The organism is Citrobacter sp. RHB36-C18 (assembly GCF_013814485.1).
Classification (GTDB): Bacteria; Pseudomonadota; Gammaproteobacteria; order Enterobacterales; family Enterobacteriaceae; genus Citrobacter; species Citrobacter braakii.
In genome coordinates this window covers 3,259,106-3,283,118 of the sequence record NZ_CP057125.1, presented here as the reverse complement: position 1 = coordinate 3,283,118, position 24,013 = coordinate 3,259,106, and the positions used below count along the sequence as shown (strand labels likewise).

Here is a 24,013-nt window from a genome sequence, read left to right as displayed (position 1 = left end):
AATAAGCACATCATCGATTCAGATTAAAAACGGGTAATTTATTGAAAATAATGAAGTTAGGTGTTGGGTGTTGCGAAAAGAGTCTCACAAGAGAGTGTGAAGATTCGTTAATCTTTGAGAAAGCGAAGTCGGTGGTGTGCTGCAGAGTATTATCGTGGTCGCTATAATTTTCTTGCCAATTGATCATAATCATCTGCACAAATGAGATTATTTTTTGCGGTGAGCATCATTCTTTCCTGAGGCTAATTTTTGCATATTAGCGGCCTTAATATTATTAATGCCGGAGGATAACGTGCCGCTGAAAATCCAGGATGACTATTTACACCGTTTTTTCTCTATCGCAGAAATCTTCTCCCGAGCCACTGGGTTAGCCACAGTCGTCGTTGATATTAACGGTATAGCGTTGTCTAAATGTCATAATTTTAATTCGTTTTGCACATCAATGCGTGCGGATGAGCGCTATCGAGCAGGTTGCCAAAAGTGCGACAAGTACTGTGCTTTTGAGGCATTAAAACAGCTTAAACCCAGAATACTCACCTGTCATGCAGGGCTAAGTCTGTTCTCGATGCCATTAATTCATGAGGGACATCTTTACGGTTTTATTATCTGTGGGCAGGTGCGGGTAAAATATCAGGAATATAAAACTATCGCTATTGATAACAAAAACTCATGGATTAATAACCCCGAAATTAAAGCTGAGTGGGGCCAGTCTGCGATGGTGGATAATAATGTACTGGTGGCGTCGGCAAATTTGTTAAGTTTTATTGTTGATAATTTTGAGAAAGAACAATTGATCTCTGAGAAGATTGTAGTTCCGGCAACCCGTTACGCTCATCATTATTTCACTGAGCCTTCACGTCACGAGAAAAAACTTATGGCGGCGCTGCGTTATATTGACGAGAATTTGTATGGTGAATTGTCTTTGGAATCTGTCGCGGCTCATGTGTGCTTAAGCGCGAACTATTTCAGCCGGTTTTTCAAGAAACGCCAGGGTGTTAATTTTAAAACCTGGGTGAGTCAGAAAAAAATGCAAAAAGCAGGGGAGTTATTACACGATCCGCTTCATTCCATAGACAGTATTGCCAGGAAACTGCAATACGCGCAAACCAGTTACTTTTGCCGCGTTTTCCGGGCGGCGCATCAAACGTCGCCCCAGTCTTTTCGTCACGCCAGACTTTCGCAGTAAAGATTGTCTGGCAGCGTGATGGCTTCAGGTATAAAAGAGAGCCGATCGCTCAGGGTCACCACATCTCCGATTACAATCAGCGCCGGTGGAACAATATTAGCTTCCTGCGCCTTGCTCAATAATGAACCGAGCGTGCAGGTCAGGCGGCGTTGATTTTCCCGGGTCGCAGACATAATTAGCGCGGCGGGCGTGTCTGCTGATTTTCCGCCCATCAACAGCTCTTCACAGATAAACGCCAGATTGGCGATACCCATGACGATGACCAACGTGCCGTTAAGTTTCGCCAGTTGACGCCAGTCCTGCTGCTGATTGCCTTCCCGCGTGTGGCCTGTCACCACGTGAAAACCGGAGGCAAAATCGCGATGCGTCACCGGGATACCGGCATAGGTCAGGCCGCCAATCGTAGAACTAATACCCGGTACAACTTCAAAAGGGATGCCCATTTCAACCAGATCCTCCACTTCTTCAGCCCCACGGCCAAAGACATACGGATCGCCACCTTTGAGGCGCACAATGTTGTGGTGTGTTTGGGCATACTGGACCAGCAGTGCGTTGATTTCATCCTGGGGAACGCAATGGAAGCCTGGATTTTTGCCGACATTGATAAGCAGGCAGTCAGGTAATGCCCATTCCAAAATTTTAGGATTGACCAGCCGATCGTAAATAATGACGTCGGCCTGTTTAATGCACATCATTGCTTTGAGGGTCAGTAATGAAATATCACCAGGACCTGCTCCAACGAGCCAGACCTTTCCGAAAGTTTTCACAATGTGTCCTTTATCACGTCTGTCAAAAAATGGCACAAACGACATCAATAAATGATTAAAAGCAGTCGTTTGCCCGTAAGTTATAACGTGAAATTATCCAGGATTAGCGCGTGGATAATATTGATTAATCTCGCAAAGTTTTTTCTGCAATAAACAAGAAGACTTGAAAAATTATTAAGAACTTATTGGCACTATTTACTTAGGTTTAACCTTATTTAAATTGTGTTTATTGTTGTGCTTGAGTATTATTGGTTAATATTTATCCGCCATCAGTGTGAGCAAATCATGGATTGGATCAATGACATCAATGGAGAAAATAAAATATAACTCTCGGTGCTTATCTGGGTGCCTTGAATTATTTTTTATAAATTAAACTATTTTTGTACGCTGCATATGGAAGAGGTTATGAGAGGAAAAATACCCAAGACGGAGTTGCTGGTAACTTTTGAAGTGGTTGCGCGTCACGAAAGTTATACCCGGGCAGCTGAAGAGTTGGCGTTAACACAAAGTGCTGTTTTCCGCCAGGTGAATGCACTGGAGGATTTTCTTAATACCGCGCTATTTAATCATGCCAAAAAACGTATTTTTTTAAATGCGGCCGGCAAACATTATTTAAGTATCGTTAAAGAAACGTTAAATAAACTCGAGCGCGATACGACCACAATAATGACCTGGCAACCGACCGTACAGGTTATTGAGCTGGCGGTAAATCCGACGTTCAGTACGCATTGGTTGATCCCCAACCTGCGCGAGTTTAACAAACTCAATCCTGATATTATTGTGAACATCCATTCGCTGGCGAATATCGGTGATTTTCTTAATCGTGAGTATGATGCGGCAATTATGCGCGAAGATTTCTACTCACCGTGGTCAGAGGTTGAGTACCTGTTTGAAGAGGAAATTCTGCCAGTTTGCAGCCGCTGTCTGCTGGCCGAACCGGAACGGAAACTGTCAGTCCACGAACTGCTGAACGAATACCCGCTGTTGCACCAGAGTACGCGAATCAAAGGCTGGCAGGAATGGTTTGCGCTGTCCAACGTCAGCAGTCCGCTGGTAAATAAAGGCCCGAGATTTGATCTGTTGTCGATGTTGATTGCGGCGGTCCGTTCTAATCTGGGGGTTGCGCTGCTTCCTCGTTTTGCCATTCAGCACGATCTGGATAATGGTGATATGGTCATTCCTTGCGATGTTCCAATGCGCACCGGAAACCGTTTCATTATGACGTGGCGTGAAGAGAAATCGGAGTCTGCGCATTTACAGACATTTCGTAACTGGTTGCTCAGTAAGTCCGTGGTGTCGGCTACCTGATGGTGGTTTGCGCTTTATCAGGCCTACAAAGATTGGTAGGCCGGATAAGACGCGTTAGCATCGTTATCCGGCAAAAGAACGGCTACCAGTCGATTCCAATCTGTGCCTGAATCCCGCGGTCAAACGCGTGCTTGACCGGGCGAATTTCACTGACCGTATCGGCCAGTTCCAGTAGCAGCGCATGGCATCCGCGCCCGGTCACGATGACGCTTTGCTCCGCAGGGCGATTTTCGATGGCGCTGATAACCTCCTGGGTGTCCAGATAGTGGTAAGCCAACATGTAAGTAAGCTCATCCAACACCACCAGATCGTACTGCGGATCAGCCAGCATGCGCTTACTTTCCTGCCAGACTACCGTTGCCGCCTCGATATCCGCTTGCCGATTTTGGGTTTCCCAGGTAAATCCGGTGCCCATAATATGAAATTCGACACCGAGCGGTTGCAGCGTGTTGTACTCGCCATTATCCCACTGGCCTTTAATAAACTGCGCGATGCCAACGGTTTTTCCGTGACCAACCGCGCGCGTTGCCGTACCAAAGGCTGCGGTGGATTTTCCTTTACCGTTGCCGGTGAAGACAATCAGGATCCCTTTCTTCTCCGTTGCTGCCGCCACGCGGGTATCAACCTGTTCTTTCAGTTTCTGCTGACGCTGGCGGTGTCTGTCATTATTGGCTCGCGCTTCCATGGTGACTCCTTAATGTCCTGCCGGACAGGTTGCGCAGCGGTGCTGCTGCTCAAACTGGCTAAAGAAGTTATTGCCTTTGTCATCCACTAATACGAAGGCCGGCATATTTTTAACTTCCATCATCCACACCGCTTCCATTCCCAGCTCGGGATATTCAAGGCAGTGCAGGCTCTTCACGTACTGCTGCGCCAACAAGGCTGCGGCGCCGCCAATGCTGCCAAGGTTAAAACCACCATGTTTGCGACACGCATCCGTGACTTGCGCGCTGCGGTTGCCTTTCGACAACATGATCAGACTGCCGCCCGCGGCCTGGAAAGCATCGACGTAACCGTCCATGCGCCCGCCGGTTGTGGGACCGAGCGAACCGCAGGCCAGATTACTGGGGGTTTTAGCCGGGCCCGCGTAATAGACGATATGGTTTTTCATGTAATCTGGCATCGGTTCGCCGTTATCCAGGCGCTCTTTGATTTTGGCATGCGCGATATCGCGAGCCACAACAATCGGGCCGTTTAACGATAAACGCGTCCCAATTGGCAGAGTGGTGAGATCCTGCAGGATCTCGCGCAGCGGACGATTCAGATCCAGTTGTACGGTCTGAGCGCCATTTTCCACCCGCTGCGAATCGGGAATAAATTTGCCCGGATTATGCTCGAGTTTTTCCAGCCAGATTCCGTGTTTGTTGATTTTGGCCTTGATGTTGCGGTCGGCTGAGCAGGAGAGAGCCATGGCGATAGGGCAGGAGCCGCCGTGGCGTGGCAGGCGGATCACCCGGATATCGTGGGCAAAGTATTTGCCGCCAAACTGCGCGCCGATGCCAAACTCGCGGCTGGCGTTGAGCAGCTCGGCTTCCAGCGCCGTATCGCGGAATGCCTGACCCAGTTCATTCCCGCTGGTGGGCAGGTTATCGTAATATTTAGTTGAAGCCAGTTTAGCAACTTTCAGCGTCTGGTCGGCGGACAAGCCTCCAACGACGAAAGCGATGTGATACGGCGGGCAGGCGGCTGTACCCAGTGATTTCATTTTTTCGATCAGAAACGCGGTGAGCTTTTCCGGCTGCAGAATAGATTTGGTTTCCTGGAACAGCGCCGCTTTGTTAGCAGAGCCGCCGCCTTTGTTGACGAACAGGAAACGGTATTCGTTACCCGGCGTGGCGCTGATGTCGATTTGCGCCGGCAGGTTAGTCTGGGTATTGACCTCGGTATACATGTCCAGCGGGGCATTTTGCGAGTAACGCAGGTTGTTTTCGGTGAAGGTGGTGTACACGCCTTTGCTTAATGCTTCTGCGTCATCGCCGCCAGTCCAGACATGCTGTCCTTTGCAGGCCACAATGGTTGCCGTCCCGGTATCCTGGCAGTTGGGCAGGACGCCTTTGGCCGAAACCTCAGCATTGCGCAGCAGTTGCAATGCGACGTACTTATCGTTACTGCTGGCCTGCGGATCGTGCAGAATGCTGGCTATCTGTTTTAAATGTCCGGCGCGCAGGAAAAATGAAGCCTCATAAAATGCCTGCTGGGCTAATAAGGTTAGCGCTTCTGGCGCAACCTTAATCACTTCCTCTCCGTCTAACTCCGTTACCGCAACGTGCTGGTTACTCAGTAATTCATATTCGGTATTATCTTTACTCTGAACAAAGAGTTCCTGCCAGACAAATGGTTTAGACATGTTTACATCTCACCTTTTAGTTAATATGTCGGATGGCGCTCACGCCATCCGTAATTGCTTAATGCGCTAAAAAGACATTGGCTTTTGTCGCTTCGGCGACATATTCGATCGTTTTCTGGGCGCGAACGCTGTTACCGGCTTCATCCAGCGGCGGAGAATAGACGGCAATCGCATATTCGCCCGGGACAACGGCGACCATGCCGCCGCCGACGCCGCTTTTTGCCGGGATGCCCACGGTGTAGAGCCATTTACCGCTGCCGTCGTATAGTCCGGCAATCGCCATTTCTGCCAGCACCTGCGGAACATATTTTTCATTCAGCAACTGCTTGCCGTTGAATGGAGATTTGCCTTTGTTCGCCAGTACCGCCCCCATTTTGGCCAGTTGCTCAACGGTGATATCCACCGAGCACTGACGGGTATAAATTTCGACAGCTTCGTCGGTATTGCCATAGAAGCTGTTATAGGACTCCATCAGCTTCGCCAGTGCCTGATTGTGCTGGTTGGTTTCCATCTCGGATTTAAAGACCGGCTCATTAACCGTGAGCGTGGCGTCGGCCCAGACGTTCAGGTTGTCGAGGATTTTGTTCCAGCGATCGGTTTTGTCTTTGGCTTCAATCAGGCTAACGGTGCTCATCGCCCCGGCGTTTACCAGCGGGTTCTCAGGTGCGCCTTTGGTCAGCTCAACCGCTAAACCGGAGTTGAAGGGCATGCCAGTGGCATTGGCCCCGAGTTTGTCCAGCACCACCTGAGGGCCGTGCTGTTCCATGGCGAGCGCCATGGTGAAGACTTTGCTCAGGGATTCCATGGGGAAGGGTTTGTTAACATCGCCAACCTGGTAGATCTTGCCGTCCACCGTGGCAATGGTGATGGCAAAGTTATTCGGACTGTAGGTCGCCAGAGCAGGGATGTAGTCGGCGACTTTTCCATCGTGGTTACTTTTATATTTTTGATGTGCCTGGTCGATAAGCTTTGCGTAATCCGGCGTGGTTTGCGCGAGAGTCGTTGCGCTGAACAAAACGCTGAAGGAAAAAATACTCACGCCGAGAAGAGTTTTAGTCATGGTGCAATCCTGTTGGTGTACTCATCATGGTGCCGGATGGCGGTGTACCGCCTTATCCGGCCAACGGATAGTGAAACGTTATGCAGGCCGGATAAGCGCAAGCGCCATCCGGCAATAACGTCGTATCAGGACAACGCGACTTCTGTTTCGGTAACCGGACGTTCTTGTTCCGGGGTCTTCACTGGTGCAGTGCCACGACAACCCTGGCCGAAGTGTTCACCTTCCCAGCGACCTACAATGGCAGCACCCATTGCGTTACTCATGACGTTGGTAGCAGAACGACCCATATCGAGGAACGGATCGACGCCCATCAACAGGATCAGACCGGCTTCAGGAATGTTGAACTGGTTCAGGGTTGCGGCGATAACCACCATTGATGCACGCGGTACGCCCGCCATCCCTTTAGAGGTCAGCATCAGGATTAACAGCATGGTAATTTGCTCGCCCATGCTCAGCTCAATGTTGCACGCCTGAGCAATAAAGACGGTGGCAAATGAGCAGTACGCCATGGAGCCGACCAGGTTAAAGGAGTAACCGATAGGCAGAACGAAGCTGGCGATTTTTGAAGAAACGCCGAATTTTTCCAGCTTGTCCAGGGTGCCAGGGAAGGCGGCTTCTGAGCTGGAGGTAGTAAAGGCCAGCAGTGCAGGCTCGAGGATTGATTTGGTCAAACGCGCGATGCAAGGCCCGACTATCATGGTTGACAGGCCAATCAGGATTGCCCACAGCATACCCAGGGTCAGATAGAATTCACCCATGAAGATCCCGGCGCTGACCATCACACCCAGACCACGTTCGGCAATCAGACCAGAAATAGCGGCAAAAACGGTCAGTGGTGCAAACAGCATGACGTAGCCCGTCAGCTTCAGCATCACGTGTACCAGTGAATCCAGAACCTTCACGATAGGCTCGGCTTTTTCACCAATCGCGGCCAGGCTGCAACCGAGGAAAATTGAGAACACTACGATCTGCAGAATTTCGTTACGCGCCATCGCATCGACAATACTGGTCGGTACCGCGTGCGAGATGAACACTTTCAGCGTGAATGGCTCTGACTTAACGGCGGCAACAGCCCCGACGTCATGTGGCACGAAGTTGATCCCCGCGCCTGGCTGGAAGATGTTAACGATAACCAGACCCAGTGCAATTGACACCAGAGAGGCGCAAATAAACAGGAAGAAGGTTTTCGAAAATATACGTCCCAGCGTTTTGGCATCGCCCATTTTGGCAATACCAACAACCAGAGTTGAAATAACCAATGGCGCGATAATCATTTTTACCATGCGTAAGAATATGGTGGTAAAAATAGAAATATCTGCTGCATAGGATTTTGCGGTTTCAGCCGCGGCCATATTATTTATGGCCACCCCGGCAATCATGCCGAGTATCAGGCCTAATATGATCATCTTCGTTAAACTTATTTTCTTCATGTGTACTCCATCGGATAAAGGCTGGTAATTGGAATTGTGTAGGGTGGCGTGCGCCTGAGCCTGGACAGCAGCTCAGACGCACGCCTGTTGTGACCAACCGCATGAATAATTCGAAGCACTGTGATACCGCTGAATTCTGTGCTCCAATGGTTGTTATTGTGTTTTTTGTTACAAGTCGAACTCAATACTTAATAATGGAGCGTGTTGCTGAGCACCATAAACATCATTATCACCGACGTTGCCGGAAATAATATCGCGCGGCATGACGATTTTTACGGCATTCGCCGGATCGAACCACACGATATTGTGAATGAAGTCAGGTTCAACATTATATAAACTGGCAATGAGCTGCGGTGTTAATTGCTCGCAGGCTTTTACCCGCTGATAGTCTTCCCTGGTTTTAAATAAAATATCTAAAACCAGTTCGTACGGTCCGGCGTTTTTGGAGCGAATAACCTGCGCCAGTGAACAAATTGAGTGTTTCATGCCTGAACTCCTTCTGGCGTCACCTGTTCAATGTGGAAATCAAATCGCAGCGCATCGCTCGCTTCAATCAGGTGATAGATCGAGAACTCATACACCGGTCCACTTTGAATATCAGATGGCGAGAACGGGAAGGCGAGGTTGCCCGCAGTCGCAATGCGATTTTCATAGCCGTAGTGCAGCAGGGTAGAGCGTACCAGCGAGCAAACGCTGTTGGCGATATCCTGCGTCGGCGCAACGACATCCAGTAAAATCCCCAGCTCATGACCGGCGGTTTTCATCGGTTCATGGTTGCCCATCACACCGTTCTTACCATACAGGTGGAACGTCATGCGGATACTGTCGTCATTCAGTGAGAGGTTACGCGCCACGCTTGCCTGTACCTCTTCGAGAATGGTGTCAATCCCGGCAATCATAATTGGGTCGCGCGTTCCGGCGATGGTCAGGCAACGGAAGCCAACCTGACGCGCGCCTTCCAGTTTCAACGCATACGGTGTTTCTTCATGACGTGAACCACTGACATACACTTCGCCCTCGTTAACCTGGGTAAAGGTGCACGCTTTCAGGTTCAGCACGCCGCCTGGTCCTGGCAGGAAGTACGGATCGGACTTCTCATACAGGGTGTGCGCCGCAGCGGAAGTTTCAGTGAACTTACGCTTGGGATTGAACGCCTTCAGCGTAAAGCCGTTGTCATCAATGATCCCCATCGCACAATCTGAGCCGGAGCCAGGGGTGGCGGCAATGGCAGCACACTCAAGGATCTTCCCGCAATGAAGTGCCAGACCTTCATCAAAGCCCTGCATTATTGGCAGCGCGGCGAAGCAGGCCGGATCGTAGGCACGTCCGCCCAGCACCACCTGCGCGCCAGCTTCGAGTGCACGCTGAAAAGGCTCGACGCCCATCTGCGCGACAATGTAGGTGCTCTCTTCAATTGCATCGTGAGTCAGTTCAGGCACAAAATCGAGCGCGGTGATTTTGCCGTTATCCAGCGCCTGATGAACGATTTCTTTGTCGACATCAGACGGGATTAACGCCATTGAGAAGGACAGTTTTTCTTCCTGTGCGATCTCATGGATTATCTGGCGACACCACTCCAGATGCGGAGCTGCGCCAGAACCACCGGCCGTGCCGATCACTACCGGGATGTTGTTCTTCACGCCTGCCACGATCATATAGCGCAGATCGCGTTTCACACCGGCCCGGTCGGTAAAGGGTTTACCCGCCCCCAGATAGTGGGGGCCTGGATCGGAGGAACCTGCGTCAACAGCAATAAGATCCGGTGACTCTTCCATGGCTTTACGAAAACTTTCTTCCGGGAAGCCATAACCCAGGATAGCCGTAGGCGATAAGATCTTAAATGTGCGTGCCATCTCTTAATCCTTAGTTTGCAACAGCGCGATGGTGCGGTTCATTTCGTTAAACACGATGTTGAGACCTTCATCGAAACCCATACCCGGCTTGATCAGCATGCGCATTGGACGCGCAGCCAGCGCGACGTGTACGCAGGTACGCGCACTGATTTCCGTTTCGTTACAGGTACCGCCCTGATAGGCTTCCATTCCGTGTTTGTTGCAATACAGCACTGCATCGACGATGTTGTGAATACCGCCCAGATCCGGGGTCTTGATCTGCACCATGTGGCAACTGCCCGCGTCGGTGAAGTCCACGATATCCTGATAGGTGTTACACCATTCATCCGCAACAATTTTCACGCCGGAACCCAGACGGGTAAGCTCCTGAGTGATCTCGGTGAGCATGCGGATCTGATCCGGCTTGTTACCGGCATCTACCGGGCCTTCAATGTACAGCGGCAGGCCTTGAGCTTCGGCTTCGAGGCTGGCGATGTATTCGGCGCAACGCACCGGATCCATATCGAAGATCAGACCGATGGTGCCGTAGACATCAATATGCAGCGTCGGGTGATAGGTTTCGTTGGTGCGCAGGCTCAGGATGCGGTTTGATAACCAGCGGACGTACTCACGCAGTTTTTCGCCTTTGAAGCCCAGCTTCTCTTCTACGTTATTGATCAGCGCATGCGGCAGGACGTCCACACCTTTGAGGATCATCTTGTCGACGGCGATATAACGGTCGTCGCCGCTCTGGCCAAATAATGGAATGGCTTCCGGGACGCACGGCAGTTGCCATTCATCACAAACCACTTCTGCTTTCAGACGACCGGTAGCCAGTGCCGCCGCGTCGAGCAGCGCCTGAGACAGACCATAACGTACGGCGGTATGCAGCAGATGGCCGTCAATACGCAGTTCGTCAAAGAAACGGGCGTTGGTCAGGAACGAATCAACGTCGCGGCCTTCCAGCAGCGGTTTGATGTGATCGTTAAGGAACGGAATGAAGTTTTCAGCCAGGAACAGCGGATCGCGTCCACCTGCACCTGAATATTGCACCGCTGCACAATCGCCCACTGCTACTGCGCCGTTTTCCAGAATCAGCTGTACGGATACGCATTCACCCGCCTGACGAACAGACGTAAATCCAGGCGTTACCGGAGCGCCGGTATAGATAAATCCGTCATGACCGGCGCCGTTTTTGATGGCCTGCTGATCGTCAAAATAAAATGAGGAGTAGCCAGCTGTGAAAAGGGCCTGTTTAATTTTCATTATGGTCTTCCTATTAATTTACTGTGGGATACGGCGTTGATGTCATCAATGACCATCTGGAAAGAAGGCTTGCGGCCTTCGAAATGCGCGCGCTCTGCGACGTAGTCGTGGTGCAGGGCGAGAATGTCTTTCGGCAGCGGAACGGCACCGGCTTCGAGAATACGGATGGCGCCTGTGTTATCGCGAACAGGCAGGATCTTACCGGCGTTACAGGCGGCGGGCGCGAAAGGTACATCCAGTACGCCTGCTTCAAAGGCCAGCACTGTACCGCGCGCAATGTCGCCATTGCCAAGTTCGAAGACTTTCTTCAGCACCGCGCGGACTTCGCTCTTAATCAGATCAACTTCCTGCTCCACGGCAGCGCACTGCGGGAATTTCTGGTCGCTGACCATGTTGAGCATCTGGCGTGAAGCTTTCAGACCCTGGGCGTTCGCTGCCGCCGTTGGGATACCGAACGCTTCGTGCGGGCTTTTGGTGATCACTTTGGTGGCACCTGACATACCGGCAACCGCTGCGCCCCAGGCGATAACGGAGAAGGCTTTTGCTTCATCTTCCGGGAATCCGCCCATCCACTGGTGGAAAACGGTACTCAGTTCGTAATCGTCGAAGCCGTGGTTATGGAAATATTCGTGGGAAAGTTCGCGCAGCGCCTGAATCGCTGCAATATCCTGCGTTAGGCTACCGACCTGGCCGTAGCCAACGGTAATTGACTTGACGCCTTGTTCCAGAGCCAACAGACCTTCGATAATCGCCACCGAGTGGGACATAAACGGCGGGATCAGGGTGCCGGTCAGTGGGCCAAATGGTTCACGGTTGATACGAATACCGTTCTCTTCGTACAGGCCCATCAGGCGGTCGCAGTACTGCCAGTCGCGGATGGATTTTTCCAGAGTGACACGTTTAGCGTAAGGAATGTTGTAGGAGATGCCGCCGCCTTCGTAGCTGGTAAAGCCACTGGCCATGGCGATTTCTGCCAGCAGGCGCGCATCCGGCGTGCCGTGACGAACCTGGATCGGTTTTTCCAGCGCTTCAGTCATACGACGGCAGGCAGCAACCCCGTGATTGACGACCGGTAAACCATTCAGCTTGGAAGTACCTGCTTCGATAGATTTCTGGATCCCGACAGCGGCTTCTTCATAGCGGTTCAGACGGGTATAGGCATCGATAGTACTCGGCAGGAGGTCGCACTCTTCCTGCAATGTTTTGAGCAGCGCAATATGCTCATCCATTAATGCTACGCCTGCGCGCGGCTGGCTCAGGGTTTTCCCTTCCTGATCGGCCTTCAGCAGAGCAAGGGAGAAGCGCTTTTTATCCGGAATTGATTGCTGGTACTTCACGCCATCTTCGAAGTTCTCAACGTCTTTGCCGGTTTCCCAGGTTTGTAATACCTGATGCCTTTCGGTCATGAATTCGTCATGGGTCAATTTTTTATTTCGAAGTTCCATTCGTAGCTGCCTTAAGTTTTATAGGGTTAAACACTGAATGCTGGTGCGAGCAGCGGCTTGCGGATACAGCCTGGCGACGTTTGCCAGTAGCGGGAGCAGGCCATTTGAATCGCGGTAATACTCAAACTGATTCGGTAACAAAATTCTTTTACCCTGGTCGTCCAGCTCCCGGTATTTGAGCCAGCTATGGATATCGAACTGGCTGGCGCGAGAGAGCCATCCCCCTGAACCGACGACTTTGCGTACGGTGGTGAGATCGCGACCCATCTGTAAATCCACGTTACCCACGCAGGTGCAAACCTGCTTTTTAGTGCCCGCGTGGCGCTCAGCGGCATAGCCCACGCACAAACCTGCCAGCAGGGTGTCGAAATATTTCTCCTCCTCGCTGAGCGGCAGGTAATCCGGTTGCCCAACCAGATGACGCAGGTAGCGGTAAAATGCTTCCTCGCGCTGCGGTTGTTGGGCGAAGATGACTTTCACCATATCCTGCGTGCTTTCTCCCACCACGACGGCGGAAACGCGCATTCCCAGGTCGCCTTCAACGGTACGTTTGACGAACGGTTCAGGAACACCATGCAGGACGGTATCGGGGGAGAGGGTATTCGCGCTGGCCGAATAGACATCCGTGGTGGCTCCGCCCATATCAATCAGCATGAATTCCTTCCATGCGCTGTCGTAATCGCTAATGGCTTTGACTAACTCATATACCGTCCATGGCGTCGGCATTGGCTCTTCGCCGGTTTCGCCGACGATGACGTCCAGACCTTTACCTTTGACAATGCGTGACAAGAACACATCGCAAATCGCCTGGCGCGCGGCAAACGGATTCGGGTGATCGAGGTCAGGCAGAATGTTGTCTACCGTGGTCAGATCTTTATGTCCCAGAATCGTTTGTATTTCGTCCTGAATGTCCCGATTTCCAGCGTAGATAATGGCGCAATCAAGCGTTGAGCCTGCCAGCGCGTGCGCATTCGCCAGGCCGTAGCTTTCTTCGCCACCGTCTGTACCGCCGGTAAACAACAGAATGTCTGGCGGTGATGATTCCAGCTCCTGGATGTCATGCCGGTTCAGTTTGTACGAATAATATTGCGCGATTTTCGCTCCTGCCGAATGGGCGGTAACTTTTGCTGATTCCAGCGTAATGGAAGGCACCAGCCCCATTGCTGCAACGGCGAGTCCACCTTTGGCCGAGGAGGAGTATTTCAACTGCACTTCACCACTTTTCAGTAACGGGCGAGCATCGGCAACGTTCAGCACCTGATTCAGGCTGGCAAAAAAACCGTCTGCCAGATGATGTGTGGTGGTTGGGGTCAGGACATGGTTTACCAGGGTTAATTCCTCGCCTTCATGGGCGAAGAGGGCAGCCTTGGTCCATGTCGAGCCGATATCGACAGAAACTGTTTGCATCAGATAGCCTCTTCCAGGCAACGCTGCTCGAGGCCATTGTGTTGGCGAATATCATTGGTGATAAGCGCGCAGACATCTTCCAGGTCGTGGCTCGGTGCGAAGACGCGGTTAAAACCCATCTCCTTAAACTTCACTTCCACATCGCCGAAGTCATGTTTACCAACTACCAGGTTGCCACCGACGTACAGCAGAATGTCGCCGAGGCCGCGTTCGATGCAGCGCTCACGTAACCCGAGGCAGTCAATGTCGCCATGACCGTAGATAGAGGACACCACGATGGCATCGGCGCCTGTTTCAATCGCGGCATCAATATATTCATCCTGGCTCACCATCACCCCGAGGTTGATTACGTGAAAATCATGAGCAGTAAAAACGCGATCCAGAACTTTATTACCTACTGCATGGCAGTCAGCACCGATGACGCCAATAACAAGTGTAGATTTCTTCATGGGTAATCCTCTGTAGGGCTGATGGTCAATAAGTGAAAATTATTTTCTAATATTTAGAACATGGTTTGTGACAACCTCTTAATAGGGTCGGAGTTTCTGTGTAAGCGGAAAAGGAAGCAATTGATCTATTTTCAAAATATCCTGCGCAAAATGATTGTTATATTTTTTATTTATAAAAATCCTTGTTTATCAGGTAGTTGAATGTTGTTTTTGCGGATTTTTTTAATTTGCCAGGAAAATGACGAATAAATGACTTGCCATGTTTGTGATCGAAATCTTATTTTGTTGTGCGTCTCATTTATGCGTCATTTTTTATAATTTAAAAAATTATCTTTACTAAATAACTTGTGAACGGGATAACGGTTTTTTATTTTTTAATCTTATATGACATAATTATATTTTGTTAAATTTAAGATAAAAATGATAATGAATTGTTTGTGGCATATTTAAACGTTGCCACATAAGAGAAAAAGAGAAGTGAGTGATAACTTTCAGTGATGCTTTAAGCGAAACGCCTGCGCTGTGCTGAGGAACGTCAAACCCAATGCGTCTGTCAATGAGGGACGCTTTCGCTTCCATTTGAGATAGTTACATCTTGGTGTTAATTATAAGTAAAATTTAAATGAATAATTTGTATGAAATAACAATTCCATGACTTGCTAAACAAAAAACTGTGAGCTACCCGGCAATAGTGACTCTTTATCTGCTGGCAATTTTGTCAGTCGGGCAGGTTAAAAGATCGTGTAGATTTAAATAAATATCCTATCATTTGTAGTAACGGCAATTACTCATTGAAAAACATACCGTTAACATGGCGTTCACTAGTCGCCTGACTGTTAAACACTATTAACATTAAATTTGAAAATTGATTTAAATCAATGTTTAAAACTTGGTAAACAGCCTCAAAAGAGGTTAAATTGCTGCAGATCAAATTGGTCTGAAAGTGATAAATTAGCTATAAATTGATCACTATCGAAAAATGCAAATTTACCTCGATAAAAACCTGTTTATTGTAAGGATTTTACGGCGTAATATAATTGCGGGATCAATTTGAGTGTTTTATTAACATGTTTGTAACCTTTCATCATTGTCCTTTCTTCAATTGAGAAGAAAGAGCAGCGGCGGAGGGAAGCAGATAAATTTGTATTGGGGCATGCGTGTGACCCTTTCTAACGGGGTTCACTCTCGGAGTCTTCATGCGATGAGCAAGGAGTCATGATGTTAGATATAGTCGAACTGTCGCGCTTACAGTTTGCCTTGACCGCGATGTACCACTTCCTGTTTGTGCCACTGACGCTAGGTATGGCGTTCTTGCTGGCCATCATGGAAACGGTCTACGTCCTTTCCGGCAAACAGATTTATAAAGATATGACCAAGTTCTGGGGCAAGTTGTTTGGTATCAACTTCGCTCTGGGTGTGGCAACCGGTCTGACCATGGAGTTCCAGTTCGGGACTAACTGGTCTTACTACTCCCACTATGTAGGGGATATTTTCGGTGCGCCGCTGGCGATCGAAGGTTTGATGGCCTTCTTCCTCGAATCCACCTTTGTAGGTCTGTTCTTCTTCGGCTGGGACCGTTTGGGTAAAGTCCAGCATATGTGCGTCACCTGGCTGGTGGCCCTGGGTTCTAACCTGTCCGCACTGTGGATTCTGGTTGCGAACGGCTGGATGCAAAACCCAATCGCCGCGGATTTCAACTTTGAAACCATGCGCATGGAGATGCTGAGCTTCTCTGAACTGGTGCTCAACCCGGTAGCACAGGTGAAATTTGTTCACACTGTGGCATCTGGTTATGTTTGTGGCGCGATGTTCGTTCTGGGGATCAGCTCCTACTATATGCTGCGCGGTCGTGACTTCGCGTTTGCTAAACGTTCTTTTGCAATCGCCGCCAGCTTTGGTATGGCTGCTATTCTGTCTGTTATCGTTCTGGGTGATGAATCCGGTTACGAAATGGGCGACGTGCAGAAAACCAAACTCGCTGCTATTGAAGCAGAATGGGAAACGCAGCCTGCACCGGCTTCCTTTACCCTGTTCGGTATTCCGGACCAGGATGCGCAGGAAAACCATTTTGCGATTCAAATTCCTTATGCGCTGGGCATCATTGCCACCCGCTCGGTTGACACACCGGTCATTGGTCTGAAAGACCTGATGGTGCAGCACGAAGAGCGCATCCGTAACGGGATGAAAGCGTATCAACTGCTGGAAGAACTGCGTGCGGGTACTACCGATCAGGCCGTTCGCGACCAGTTCAACAGCATGAAGAAAGACCTGGGTTATGGTCTGCTGCTGAAACGCTATACGGATAACGTCACCGACGCGACCGAAGCGCAAATTCAGCAGGCAACGAAAGATTCTATTCCTCGCGTTGCGCCGCTGTACTTCGCTTTCCGTATTATGGTGGCGTGCGGCATTCTGATGCTGGCAATCATCGCAGTGTCCTTCTGGACCGTGATTCGTAACCGTATCGGTGAGAAAAAATGGCTGCTGCGCACCGCGCTGTATGCGATTCCTCTGCCGTGGATTGCCATTGAATCCGGTTGGTTTGTTGCAGAGTACGGCCGCCAACCGTGGGCGATTGGTGAAGTGTTACCAACAGCCGTAGCGAACTCTTCGCTGACCGCTGGCGACCTCATCTTCTCGATGCTGTTGATTTGCGGCCTGTATACCCTGTTCCTGGTGGCTGAACTGTATCTGATGTTCAAGTTCGCACGCCTTGGGCCGAGTAGCCTGAAAACCGGTCGTTATCACTACGAGCAGTCCACTGTGACTTCTCAGCCGGCACGCTAAGACAGGAGTCGTCAAATGATCGATTATGAAGTATTGCGTTTTATCTGGTGGCTGCTGGTTGGCATTCTGCTGATTGGTTTCGCGGTCACTGATGGCTTCGACATGGGGGTGGGCATGCTCACCCGTTTCCTCGGTCGTAATGATACCGAGCGTCGAATTATGATTAACTCCATCGCCCCGCACTGGGACGGTAACCAGGTTTGGCTCATCACCGCGGGTGGCGCACTGTTCGCTGCCTGGCCGATGGTGTATGCCGCTGCGTTCTCCGGTTTCTATGTGGCGATGATCCTGGTACTGGCGTCTTTGTTCTTCCGTCCGGTCGGTTTTGATTACCGCTCCAAGATTGAAGACATGCGCTGGCGCAACATGTGGGACTGGGGCATCTTCATTGGTAGCTTCGTTCCACCGCTGGTTATTGGCGTGGCGTTCGGCAACCTGCTGCAAGGGGTTCCGTTCCACGTAGACGACTACATGCGTTTGTACTACACCGGTAACTTCTTCCAGTTGCTGAATCCGTTTGGTCTGCTGGCGGGTGTCGTGAGTGTTGGGATGATCATCACCCAGGGCGCGACCTATCTGCAGATGCGTACGGTAGGTGAACTGCATCTACGTGCGCGTGCAACGTCGCAGGTTGCGGCACTGGTCACTATGGTCTGCTTCGCGCTGGCTGGTGTGTGGGTGATTTACGGTATTGACGGTTATGTTGTGACCTCAGCACTGGATCATCATGCCGCCTCTAACCCGCTGACCAAAGAAGTGGCTCGCGTGGCTGGCGCATGGATGGTGAACTTTAACAATGCACCTATCCTGTGGCTGGTTCCTGCACTGGGCGTGGTTCTGCCGCTGTTGACCATCCTGACTTCTCGTATGGAGAAAGGGGCATGGGCGTTCGTCTTCTCTTCACTGACGTTAGCCTGCATCATCCTGACGGCTGGTATCGCAATGTTCCCGTTTGTGATGCCATCCAGCACCATGATGAACGCAAGTCTGACCATGTGGGATGCAACGTCCAGCCAGCTGACGCTGAATCTGATGACGTATGTAGCTTGTGTGTTCGTTCCGATCATTCTGCTGTACACCGCCTGGTGTTACTGGAAGATGTTCGGTCGCATCACCAAAGAAGATATTGAAAGCAACACCCACTCTCTGTACTAAGTAAGGAGCTTAAAATGTGGTATTTCGCATGGATTTTGGGAACGCTTCTTGCCTGTGCATTTGGGATAATCACAGCGCTGGCGCTTGAGCACGTTGAATCAGGCAAAGCCGGACAAGAAGATAGCTGATGACCAACATTATCGCGATGCAGTATAACGCGATGGATAAGCGCCCCTTGCGGGCGCTTTCCTTTGTGCTGGCAATCGTGTTGGCTGGCTGCATATTCTGGGATCCGTCACGTTTCGCGGCCAAAACCAGTGAGCTGGAAATCTGGCATGGTCTCCTGCTGATGTGGGCGGTCTGCGCAGGCATCATTCACGGCGTTGGTTTTCGTCCTCGCGCCGTACACTGGCAGGGCATTTTCTGCCCGCTAATCGCGGATATCGTCCTGGTTGTTGGTCTGATTTTCTTCTTCTTTTGAATAAGAAACATCCTTAAATATTTATGGGCTTGCATAAGCCCATAAATTTTTACTCTCCGTTTACTTTCCCCCATTCCAAACCACCATTCCCGCGCGTATAGTAGCGAAGTTTGAAAGCATTAACCTAAGGTTGTGCCCTGGAGTTGTGTGCGGTGGCGACACTGGACCATCAGGACGCAACTTAATTGCATTACCGGGATGTAAAGTGAATACAGCGCGATATACAACGACATTCTTGAAGCATCGCGGCGGCAAGAACGCGAGTCACCAGGCGCTTACAAAGTTAAGCGACCGGTGTGAGTGGGCGAAGCCAACAAAGAGGCAGTAAGAATGAACAAGTATATGTTTCGATGGCCGGTTCGTGTCTACTATGAGGACACCGATGCCGGAGGGGTGGTTTACCACGCCAGCTACGTCGCTTTTTACGAAAGAGCACGCACAGAAATGCTGCGTCATCATCACTTCAGTCAGCAGGTCCTGTTGGCCGAACGTGTAGCCTTTGTGGTGCGCAAGATGACGCTGGAGTATTTTGCGCCTGCCCGGCTCGACGATATGCTCGAAGTCCAAACCGAAATTACGTCAATGCGTGGCACCTCATTGGTTTTCACGCAACGCATTGTCAACGCAGAGAACACCGTGCTGAATGAAGCCGAAGTTCTGATTGTTTGCGTTGATCCACTCAAAATGAAGCCTCGTGCGCTTCCCAAGTCTATTGTCGCGGAGTTTAAGCAGTGACTGACATGAATATCCTTGATTTGTTCCTGAAGGCAAGCCTTCTGGTTAAACTTATCATGTTGATTTTGATTGGTTTCTCAATCGCATCCTGGGCCATTATTATCCAGCGGACCCGTATTCTTAATGCGGCTTCACGTGAAGCCGAAGCATTTGAAGACAAGTTCTGGTCCGGCATTGAATTGTCGCGCCTGTATCAGGAAAGCCAGGGGCGTCGTGATAACCTGGTGGGCTCGGAACAAATTTTCTACAGCGGATTCAAAGAGTTTGCGCGTCTGCATCGAGCGAATAGTCATGCGCCGGAAGCGGTCGTTGAGGGGGCATCCCGTGCGATGCGTATCTCGATGAACCGTGAACTGGAAACGCTGGAAACGCATATTCCATTCCTCGGCACCGTCGGCTCTATCAGCCCGTATATCGGCCTTTTCGGTACCGTTTGGGGGATCATGCACGCATTTATCGCGTTAGGCGCGGTAAAACAGGCAACGCTGCAAATGGTCGCACCGGGTATCGCGGAGGCGTTGATTGCAACGGCTATCGGTCTGTTTGCGGCAATCCCGGCGGTTATGGCTTACAACCGACTGAATCAGCGCGTGAACAAGCTGGAACTGAATTACGACAACTTTATGGAAGAGTTCACCGCGATTCTGCACCGCCAGGCGTTTACCGTTAGCGAGAGCAACAAGGGGTAAGCCATGGCCAGAACGCGTGGACGAGGTCGTCGCGAACTCAAGTCCGAAATCAATATTGTACCGCTGCTCGACGTACTACTGGTGCTGTTGCTGATCTTTATGGCAACCGCGCCGATTATTACGCAGAGTGTGGAAGTCGACCTGCCGGATGCGACCGAATCGCAAGCTGTCAGCAGTAACGACGAACCGCCGGTCATTATTGAAGTTTCCGGGATAGGGCAATACAGCGTGGTCGTTGAGAAAGATCGTATGGATCAACTGCCGCCGGAGCAGGTTATCGCGGAAGCGAAAAGTCGCCTGCAGACCAATCCGAAAACGGTCTTTTTAATCGGTGGTGCGAAAGACGTGCCTTATGATGAAATAATTAAAGCGCTGAACTTGTTACACAGTGCAGGCGTAAAATCGGTTGGCTTGATGACGCAGCCAATCTGATGACTGCGTTTTGCTGGCTTGAAAGATAGCGCGTAACAGGCGAACAGTTTTTTGGGAACCGAGAGTGTCAAAGGCAACCGAACAAAACGACAAGCTCAAAAGGGCGATAATTATTTCAGCGGTGCTGCATGTCATTTTATTTGCAGCGCTGATCTGGAGTTCGTTCGATGAGCACATTGATGCTTCAGCCGGCGGCGGTGGCGGTTCGTCCATCGACGCCGTTATGGTCGATCCTGGCGCCGTTGTGCAACAGTACGACAGGCAGCAGCAACAGCAGGCAAGTGCTAAACGTGCAGAAGAGCAGCGTGAAAAACAGGCGCAGCAGCAAGCTGAGGAACTTCGCGAGAAGCAGGCGGCCGAGCAAGAGCGACTGAAGCAACTTGAAAAAGAACGTTTAGCCGCGCAGGAAAAAGTGCGCGAACAGGCGGAACAGCAGAAACAGGCCGAAGCCGCCGCCGCGAAAGCGCAAGAGCAACAGAAACAGGCTGAAGAAGCTGCGGCGAAGGCTGCTGCAGACGCGAAGGCCAAAGCTGATGCTCAGGCGAAACAAGCGGCAGATGCCGCGAAGAAAGCCGCTGCGGACGCACAGAAAAAAGCAGAGGCTGAAGCCGCTAAAGCCGCCGCTGATGCGAAGAAAATTGCCGAAGCACAAGCTGCTAAGGCTGCCGCAGACGCTGCGAAGAAAGCTCAGGCTGAAGCCGCTAAGCAAGCAGCAGCCGAGAAAGCTGCTGCAGAGAAAGCAGAAAAAGCCGCTGCCGCGAAAGCTGCCGCTGCTGAAAAGGCTGCGGCTGATAAGAAAGCCGCAGCGGAAAAAGCAGCAGCAGATAAAAAAGCTGCAGCCGAGAAAGCCGCTGCCGATAAGAAAGCTGCGGCAGATAAAGCGGCGGCTGCGAAAAAGGCTGCGGCCGAAAAAGCAGCTGCAGCCTCTGGCGTTGACGACTTGTTGGGCGACTTAAGCTCCGGTAAGAATGCACCGAAATCGGGTGGTGGAGCGAAAGGAAACGGTCAACCGGCGAAAGATAGTGGTACAAGTGGTGCAAATGGCGGTGCATCTGGCGCTGATATCAGTGCTTACGCATCTCAAATTCGTAATGCGATCCAGAGCCGTCTGTATGGTGCCGATTTGTATGCGGGTAAATCTTGCGTATTACATATCAAGTTAGCACCCGATGGTCTGTTACTGGATGTGACCGAAGAGGGCGGAGATCCGGCATTGTGTCAGGCTGCGCTGACGGCTGCGAAAACAGCCAGAATTCCTAAACCGCCTAGCCAGGCTGTTTATGAAAAAGTAAAAGATGCCAAGCTGGACTTTAAACTGTAATAACGTCCCTGAGAATTCAGGGGAAACGGTCTAAGGTTGAGACAGCGTTCTGGTAGTTTTGTGTATTTGAGTTTGTTAACATTCTGCTAAATTATCGTGGGCTTTCCGTCCAGATAAGGGAGATATGATGAAGCAGGCATTACGAGTAGCATTTGGTTTTCTGATGCTGTGGGCAGCGGTGCTGCACGCAGAAGTACGTATCGAGATCACCCAGGGGGTGGACTCGGCACGCCCGATTGGTGTTGTCCCATTCCAGTGGGCAGGGCCGGGTGCTGCACCTGAAGATATCGGTGGTATCGTAGGCGCTGACCTGCGTAACAGCGGTAAATTTAATCCGTTAGACCGTTCTCGCCTGCCACAGCAGCCGGGTACCGCACAGGAAGTTCAACCTGCCGCATGGTCTGCGCTGGGTATTGATGCCGTGGTAGTAGGTCAGGTTACGCCAAATCCGGATGGTTCCTACAGCGTTGCTTATCAACTGGTAGATACCGGTGGCGCACCGGGTACCGTACTGGCACAGAACACCTATAAAGTGAACAAGCAGTGGTTGCGTTACGCGGGCCATACTGCAAGTGACGAAGTGTTTGAAAAACTGACCGGTATTAAAGGTGCATTCCGTACCCGTATCGCTTATGTTGTTCAGACGAACGGCGGCCAGTTCCCATACGAATTACGTGTATCCGACTACGATGGCTACAACCAGTTCGTGGTACACCGTTCTCCGCAGCCGCTGATGTCTCCGGCATGGTCTCCGGACGGTTCAAAGCTGGCATATGTCACTTTCGAAAGCGGTCGTTCTGCGCTGGTTATTCAGACGTTGTCTAATGGCGCGGTTCGTCAGGTAGCGTCGTTCCCACGTCACAACGGTGCACCTGCGTTTTCTCCGGATGGCAGCAAACTGGCGTTTGCCCTGTCTAAAACCGGTAGTCTGAACCTGTATGTCATGGACATTGGTTCCGGTCAGATCCGTCAGGTGACGGATGGTCGCAGCAACAACACGGAACCTACCTGGTTCCCGGACAGCCAAAACCTGGCCTTTACCTCTGACCAGGCCGGTCGTCCGCAGGTATATAAAGTTAACGTCAACGGCGGTGCTCCGCAGCGTATTACCTGGGAAGGTTCGCAAAACCAGGATGCGGATGTGAGCAGCGACGGTAAGTTTATGGTAATGGTAAGCTCAGCCAATGGTCAGCAGCACATTGCCAAACAAGATCTGGTAGCGGGTGGCGTACAAGTCCTGTCGTCAACGTTCCTGGATGAAACGCCAAGTCTGGCACCTAACGGCACTATGGTAATCTACAGCTCTTCTCAGGGGATGGGATCCGTGCTGAATTTGGTTTCTACAGATGGGCGTTTCAAAGCGCGTCTTCCGGCAACTGATGGTCAGGTTAAATTCCCTGCCTGGTCGCCGTATCTGTGATAATAAATAATTGATTAATAAAGGAATCATTGAAATGCAACTGAACAAAGTGCTGAAAGGGCTGATGATTGCTCTGCCTGTTATGGCTATTGCAGCGTGTTCTTCTAACAAGAACGCCAGCAATGACGGCAGCGAAGGCATGCTGGGTGCCGGCACTGGTATGGATGCAAACGGCAGCGGCAACATGTCTTCTGAAGAGCAAGCGCGTCTTCAGATGCAACAGCTGCAGCAGAACAACATCGTTTACTTCGATCTGGACAAGTACGATATCCGTTCTGACTTCGCTGCAATGCTGGATGCTCACGCTAACTTCCTGCGTAGCAACCCGTCTTACAAAGTCACCGTAGAAGGTCATGCGGACGAACGTGGTACTCCTGAGTACAACATCTCCCTGGGTGAGCGTCGTGCGAACGCCGTTAAGATGTACCTGCAGGGTAAAGGCGTTTCTGCTGACCAGATCTCCATCGTTTCTTACGGTAAAGAAAAACCTGCAGTACTGGGTCATGACGAAGCGGCTTACGCCAAAAACCGTCGCGCCGTACTGGTTTACTAAGAG

The 24,013-nt window shown here is 50.9% G+C and carries 23 protein-coding genes; 12 read left to right on the top strand and 11 right to left on the bottom strand.

All coding sequences use genetic code 11. From position 1 onward, the window contains the following. The first annotated feature begins 292 nt into the window (after positions 1 to 292). A complete protein-coding gene (locus tag HVZ52_RS15805; protein WP_181598443.1) occupies positions 293 to 1,186 on the top strand; it encodes a PocR ligand-binding domain-containing protein in 894 nt (297 codons plus the stop codon). Here HVZ52_RS15805 and cobA read toward each other — a convergent pair. Next, entirely contained in the window at positions 1,165 to 1,953 is a 789-nt protein-coding gene (cobA, locus tag HVZ52_RS15800) for a uroporphyrinogen-III C-methyltransferase (protein ID WP_019076302.1), read from the bottom strand. The genes HVZ52_RS15805 and cobA overlap by 22 nt on opposite strands. A gap of 405 nt (positions 1,954 to 2,358) precedes the next feature. On the opposite strand from cobA, the gene HVZ52_RS15795 reads away from it, so the two are divergent. Continuing rightward, positions 2,359 to 3,261, top strand: a complete 903-nt coding sequence (locus HVZ52_RS15795) for a LysR substrate-binding domain-containing protein (protein ID WP_016152298.1) — start codon at positions 2,359 to 2,361, stop codon at positions 3,259 to 3,261. Between the two features lie 82 nt (positions 3,262 to 3,343). Here HVZ52_RS15795 and cobO read toward each other — a convergent pair whose 3' ends face one another. From cobO to glmS, 10 genes are all read right to left on the bottom strand, one after another. Then, positions 3,344 to 3,946 carry a cob(I)yrinic acid a,c-diamide adenosyltransferase gene (cobO, locus tag HVZ52_RS15790; RefSeq protein WP_016156012.1) on the bottom strand — a complete coding sequence of 201 codons (603 nt, stop codon included), beginning with the start codon at positions 3,944 to 3,946 and terminating at the stop codon, positions 3,344 to 3,346. Positions 3,947 to 3,955: 9 nt separating this feature from the next. Next, on the bottom strand, positions 3,956 to 5,608 hold the full coding sequence (locus HVZ52_RS15785; protein WP_016152300.1) for a class I fumarate hydratase: 1,653 nt from the start codon (positions 5,606 to 5,608) through the stop codon (positions 3,956 to 3,958). A 58-nt stretch (positions 5,609 to 5,666) separates the two neighbouring features. Beyond that, complete coding sequence (gene glsA / locus HVZ52_RS15780) at positions 5,667 to 6,668, bottom strand: glutaminase A (RefSeq protein ID WP_016152301.1); 1,002 nt, start codon at positions 6,666 to 6,668, stop codon at positions 5,667 to 5,669. A 125-nt stretch (positions 6,669 to 6,793) separates the two neighbouring features. Next, positions 6,794 to 8,098, bottom strand: a complete 1,305-nt coding sequence (locus tag HVZ52_RS15775) for a dicarboxylate/amino acid:cation symporter (protein ID WP_016152302.1) — start codon at positions 8,096 to 8,098, stop codon at positions 6,794 to 6,796. Between the two features lie 168 nt (positions 8,099 to 8,266). Further along, on the bottom strand, positions 8,267 to 8,584 hold the full coding sequence (locus tag HVZ52_RS15770) for a DUF4387 domain-containing protein (RefSeq protein WP_016152303.1): 318 nt from the start codon (positions 8,582 to 8,584) through the stop codon (positions 8,267 to 8,269). Beyond that, on the bottom strand, positions 8,581 to 9,951 hold the full coding sequence (locus HVZ52_RS15765) for an acyclic terpene utilization AtuA family protein (RefSeq protein ID WP_016156013.1): 1,371 nt from the start codon (positions 9,949 to 9,951) through the stop codon (positions 8,581 to 8,583). Before HVZ52_RS15765 ends, HVZ52_RS15770 begins: the two co-directional genes overlap by 4 nt. 3 nt (positions 9,952 to 9,954) lie before the next feature. Then, entirely contained in the window at positions 9,955 to 11,196 is a 1,242-nt protein-coding gene (locus HVZ52_RS15760) for a methylaspartate ammonia-lyase (protein WP_016152305.1), read from the bottom strand. Continuing rightward, positions 11,196 to 12,641, bottom strand: a complete 1,446-nt coding sequence (locus HVZ52_RS15755) for a methylaspartate mutase subunit E (protein ID WP_016156014.1) — start codon at positions 12,639 to 12,641, stop codon at positions 11,196 to 11,198. The genes HVZ52_RS15760 and HVZ52_RS15755 overlap by 1 nt, the downstream gene beginning before the upstream one ends. Before the next feature lie 18 nt (positions 12,642 to 12,659). After that, positions 12,660 to 14,048 (bottom strand): methylaspartate mutase accessory protein GlmL, encoded by a 1,389-nt coding sequence (gene glmL, locus HVZ52_RS15750; RefSeq protein ID WP_047497777.1) that lies wholly within the window; start codon positions 14,046 to 14,048, stop codon positions 12,660 to 12,662. Continuing rightward, positions 14,048 to 14,497 (bottom strand): methylaspartate mutase subunit S, encoded by a 450-nt coding sequence (glmS, locus tag HVZ52_RS15745; protein WP_016152308.1) that lies wholly within the window; start codon positions 14,495 to 14,497, stop codon positions 14,048 to 14,050. The genes glmL and glmS overlap by 1 nt, the downstream gene beginning before the upstream one ends. Before the next feature lie 1,218 nt (positions 14,498 to 15,715). Between glmS and cydA the strand changes: the two genes are divergently transcribed. From cydA to pal, 10 genes are all read left to right on the top strand, one after another. Continuing rightward, a complete protein-coding gene (cydA, locus tag HVZ52_RS15740) occupies positions 15,716 to 17,284 on the top strand; it encodes a cytochrome ubiquinol oxidase subunit I (protein ID WP_016152309.1) in 1,569 nt (522 codons plus the stop codon). Positions 17,285 to 17,299: 15 nt separating this feature from the next. Continuing rightward, the gene (cydB, locus tag HVZ52_RS15735; RefSeq protein WP_181598442.1) at positions 17,300 to 18,439 is read left to right on the top strand and encodes a cytochrome d ubiquinol oxidase subunit II; all 1,140 of its coding nucleotides are present in this window, start codon (positions 17,300 to 17,302) and stop codon (positions 18,437 to 18,439) included. Positions 18,440 to 18,453: 14 nt separating this feature from the next. Then, positions 18,454 to 18,567, top strand: a complete 114-nt coding sequence (gene cydX, locus HVZ52_RS15730; protein WP_003022970.1) for a cytochrome bd-I oxidase subunit CydX — start codon at positions 18,454 to 18,456, stop codon at positions 18,565 to 18,567. Then, entirely contained in the window at positions 18,567 to 18,860 is a 294-nt protein-coding gene (gene ybgE / locus HVZ52_RS15725) for a cyd operon protein YbgE (protein WP_016152311.1), read from the top strand. The genes cydX and ybgE overlap by 1 nt, the downstream gene beginning before the upstream one ends. A 330-nt stretch (positions 18,861 to 19,190) precedes the next feature. After that, positions 19,191 to 19,595 carry a tol-pal system-associated acyl-CoA thioesterase gene (gene ybgC / locus HVZ52_RS15720; protein ID WP_003831439.1) on the top strand — a complete coding sequence of 135 codons (405 nt, stop codon included), beginning with the start codon at positions 19,191 to 19,193 and terminating at the stop codon, positions 19,593 to 19,595. Next, a complete protein-coding gene (gene tolQ / locus HVZ52_RS15715) occupies positions 19,592 to 20,284 on the top strand; it encodes a Tol-Pal system protein TolQ (RefSeq protein ID WP_016152312.1) in 693 nt (230 codons plus the stop codon). The genes ybgC and tolQ overlap by 4 nt, the downstream gene beginning before the upstream one ends. A gap of 3 nt (positions 20,285 to 20,287) precedes the next feature. Continuing rightward, a complete protein-coding gene (gene tolR, locus HVZ52_RS15710) occupies positions 20,288 to 20,716 on the top strand; it encodes a colicin uptake protein TolR (protein WP_003022978.1) in 429 nt (142 codons plus the stop codon). 64 nt (positions 20,717 to 20,780) lie between these two features. Further along, positions 20,781 to 22,037, top strand: a complete 1,257-nt coding sequence (tolA, locus tag HVZ52_RS15705; protein WP_016152313.1) for a cell envelope integrity protein TolA — start codon at positions 20,781 to 20,783, stop codon at positions 22,035 to 22,037. Positions 22,038 to 22,164: 127 nt separating this feature from the next. Beyond that, positions 22,165 to 23,457, top strand: coding sequence for a Tol-Pal system beta propeller repeat protein TolB (tolB, locus tag HVZ52_RS15700; protein WP_003022981.1), 1,293 nt, complete (start codon positions 22,165 to 22,167; stop codon positions 23,455 to 23,457). Positions 23,458 to 23,491: 34 nt separating this feature from the next. Beyond that, entirely contained in the window at positions 23,492 to 24,010 is a 519-nt protein-coding gene (gene pal / locus HVZ52_RS15695; RefSeq protein ID WP_003022983.1) for a peptidoglycan-associated lipoprotein Pal, read from the top strand. Positions 24,011 to 24,013 lie beyond the last annotated feature (3 nt).

Bases quoted from the DNA above. Each gene is read 5' to 3' on its own strand.
- HVZ52_RS15770 (WP_016152303.1), bottom strand. From the start codon at position 8,584: ATGAAACACTCAATTTGTTCACTGGCGCAGGTTATTCGCTCCAAAAAC.
- glmL (WP_047497777.1), bottom strand. From the start codon at position 14,048: ATGCAAACAGTTTCTGTCGATATCGGCTCGACATGGACCAAGGCTGCC.
- cydB (WP_181598442.1), top strand. From the start codon at position 17,300: ATGATCGATTATGAAGTATTGCGTTTTATCTGGTGGCTGCTGGTTGGC.
- glsA (WP_016152301.1), bottom strand. From the start codon at position 6,668: ATGACTAAAACTCTTCTCGGCGTGAGTATTTTTTCCTTCAGCGTTTTG.
- HVZ52_RS15785 (WP_016152300.1), bottom strand. From the start codon at position 5,608: ATGTCTAAACCATTTGTCTGGCAGGAACTCTTTGTTCAGAGTAAAGAT.
- cydA (WP_016152309.1), top strand. From the start codon at position 15,716: ATGTTAGATATAGTCGAACTGTCGCGCTTACAGTTTGCCTTGACCGCG.
- tolB (WP_003022981.1), top strand. From the start codon at position 22,165: ATGAAGCAGGCATTACGAGTAGCATTTGGTTTTCTGATGCTGTGGGCA.
- cydX (WP_003022970.1), top strand. From the start codon at position 18,454: ATGTGGTATTTCGCATGGATTTTGGGAACGCTTCTTGCCTGTGCATTT.
- HVZ52_RS15765 (WP_016156013.1), bottom strand. From the start codon at position 9,951: ATGGCACGCACATTTAAGATCTTATCGCCTACGGCTATCCTGGGTTAT.
- ybgE (WP_016152311.1), top strand. From the start codon at position 18,567: ATGACCAACATTATCGCGATGCAGTATAACGCGATGGATAAGCGCCCC.
- HVZ52_RS15775 (WP_016152302.1), bottom strand. From the start codon at position 8,098: ATGAAGAAAATAAGTTTAACGAAGATGATCATATTAGGCCTGATACTC.
- ybgC (WP_003831439.1), top strand. From the start codon at position 19,191: ATGAACAAGTATATGTTTCGATGGCCGGTTCGTGTCTACTATGAGGAC.
- HVZ52_RS15795 (WP_016152298.1), top strand. From the start codon at position 2,359: ATGAGAGGAAAAATACCCAAGACGGAGTTGCTGGTAACTTTTGAAGTG.
- glmS (WP_016152308.1), bottom strand. From the start codon at position 14,497: ATGAAGAAATCTACACTTGTTATTGGCGTCATCGGTGCTGACTGCCAT.
- pal (WP_003022983.1), top strand. From the start codon at position 23,492: ATGCAACTGAACAAAGTGCTGAAAGGGCTGATGATTGCTCTGCCTGTT.
- HVZ52_RS15760 (WP_016152305.1), bottom strand. From the start codon at position 11,196: ATGAAAATTAAACAGGCCCTTTTCACAGCTGGCTACTCCTCATTTTAT.
- cobO (WP_016156012.1), bottom strand. From the start codon at position 3,946: ATGGAAGCGCGAGCCAATAATGACAGACACCGCCAGCGTCAGCAGAAA.
- HVZ52_RS15755 (WP_016156014.1), bottom strand. From the start codon at position 12,641: ATGGAACTTCGAAATAAAAAATTGACCCATGACGAATTCATGACCGAA.
- tolR (WP_003022978.1), top strand. From the start codon at position 20,288: ATGGCCAGAACGCGTGGACGAGGTCGTCGCGAACTCAAGTCCGAAATC.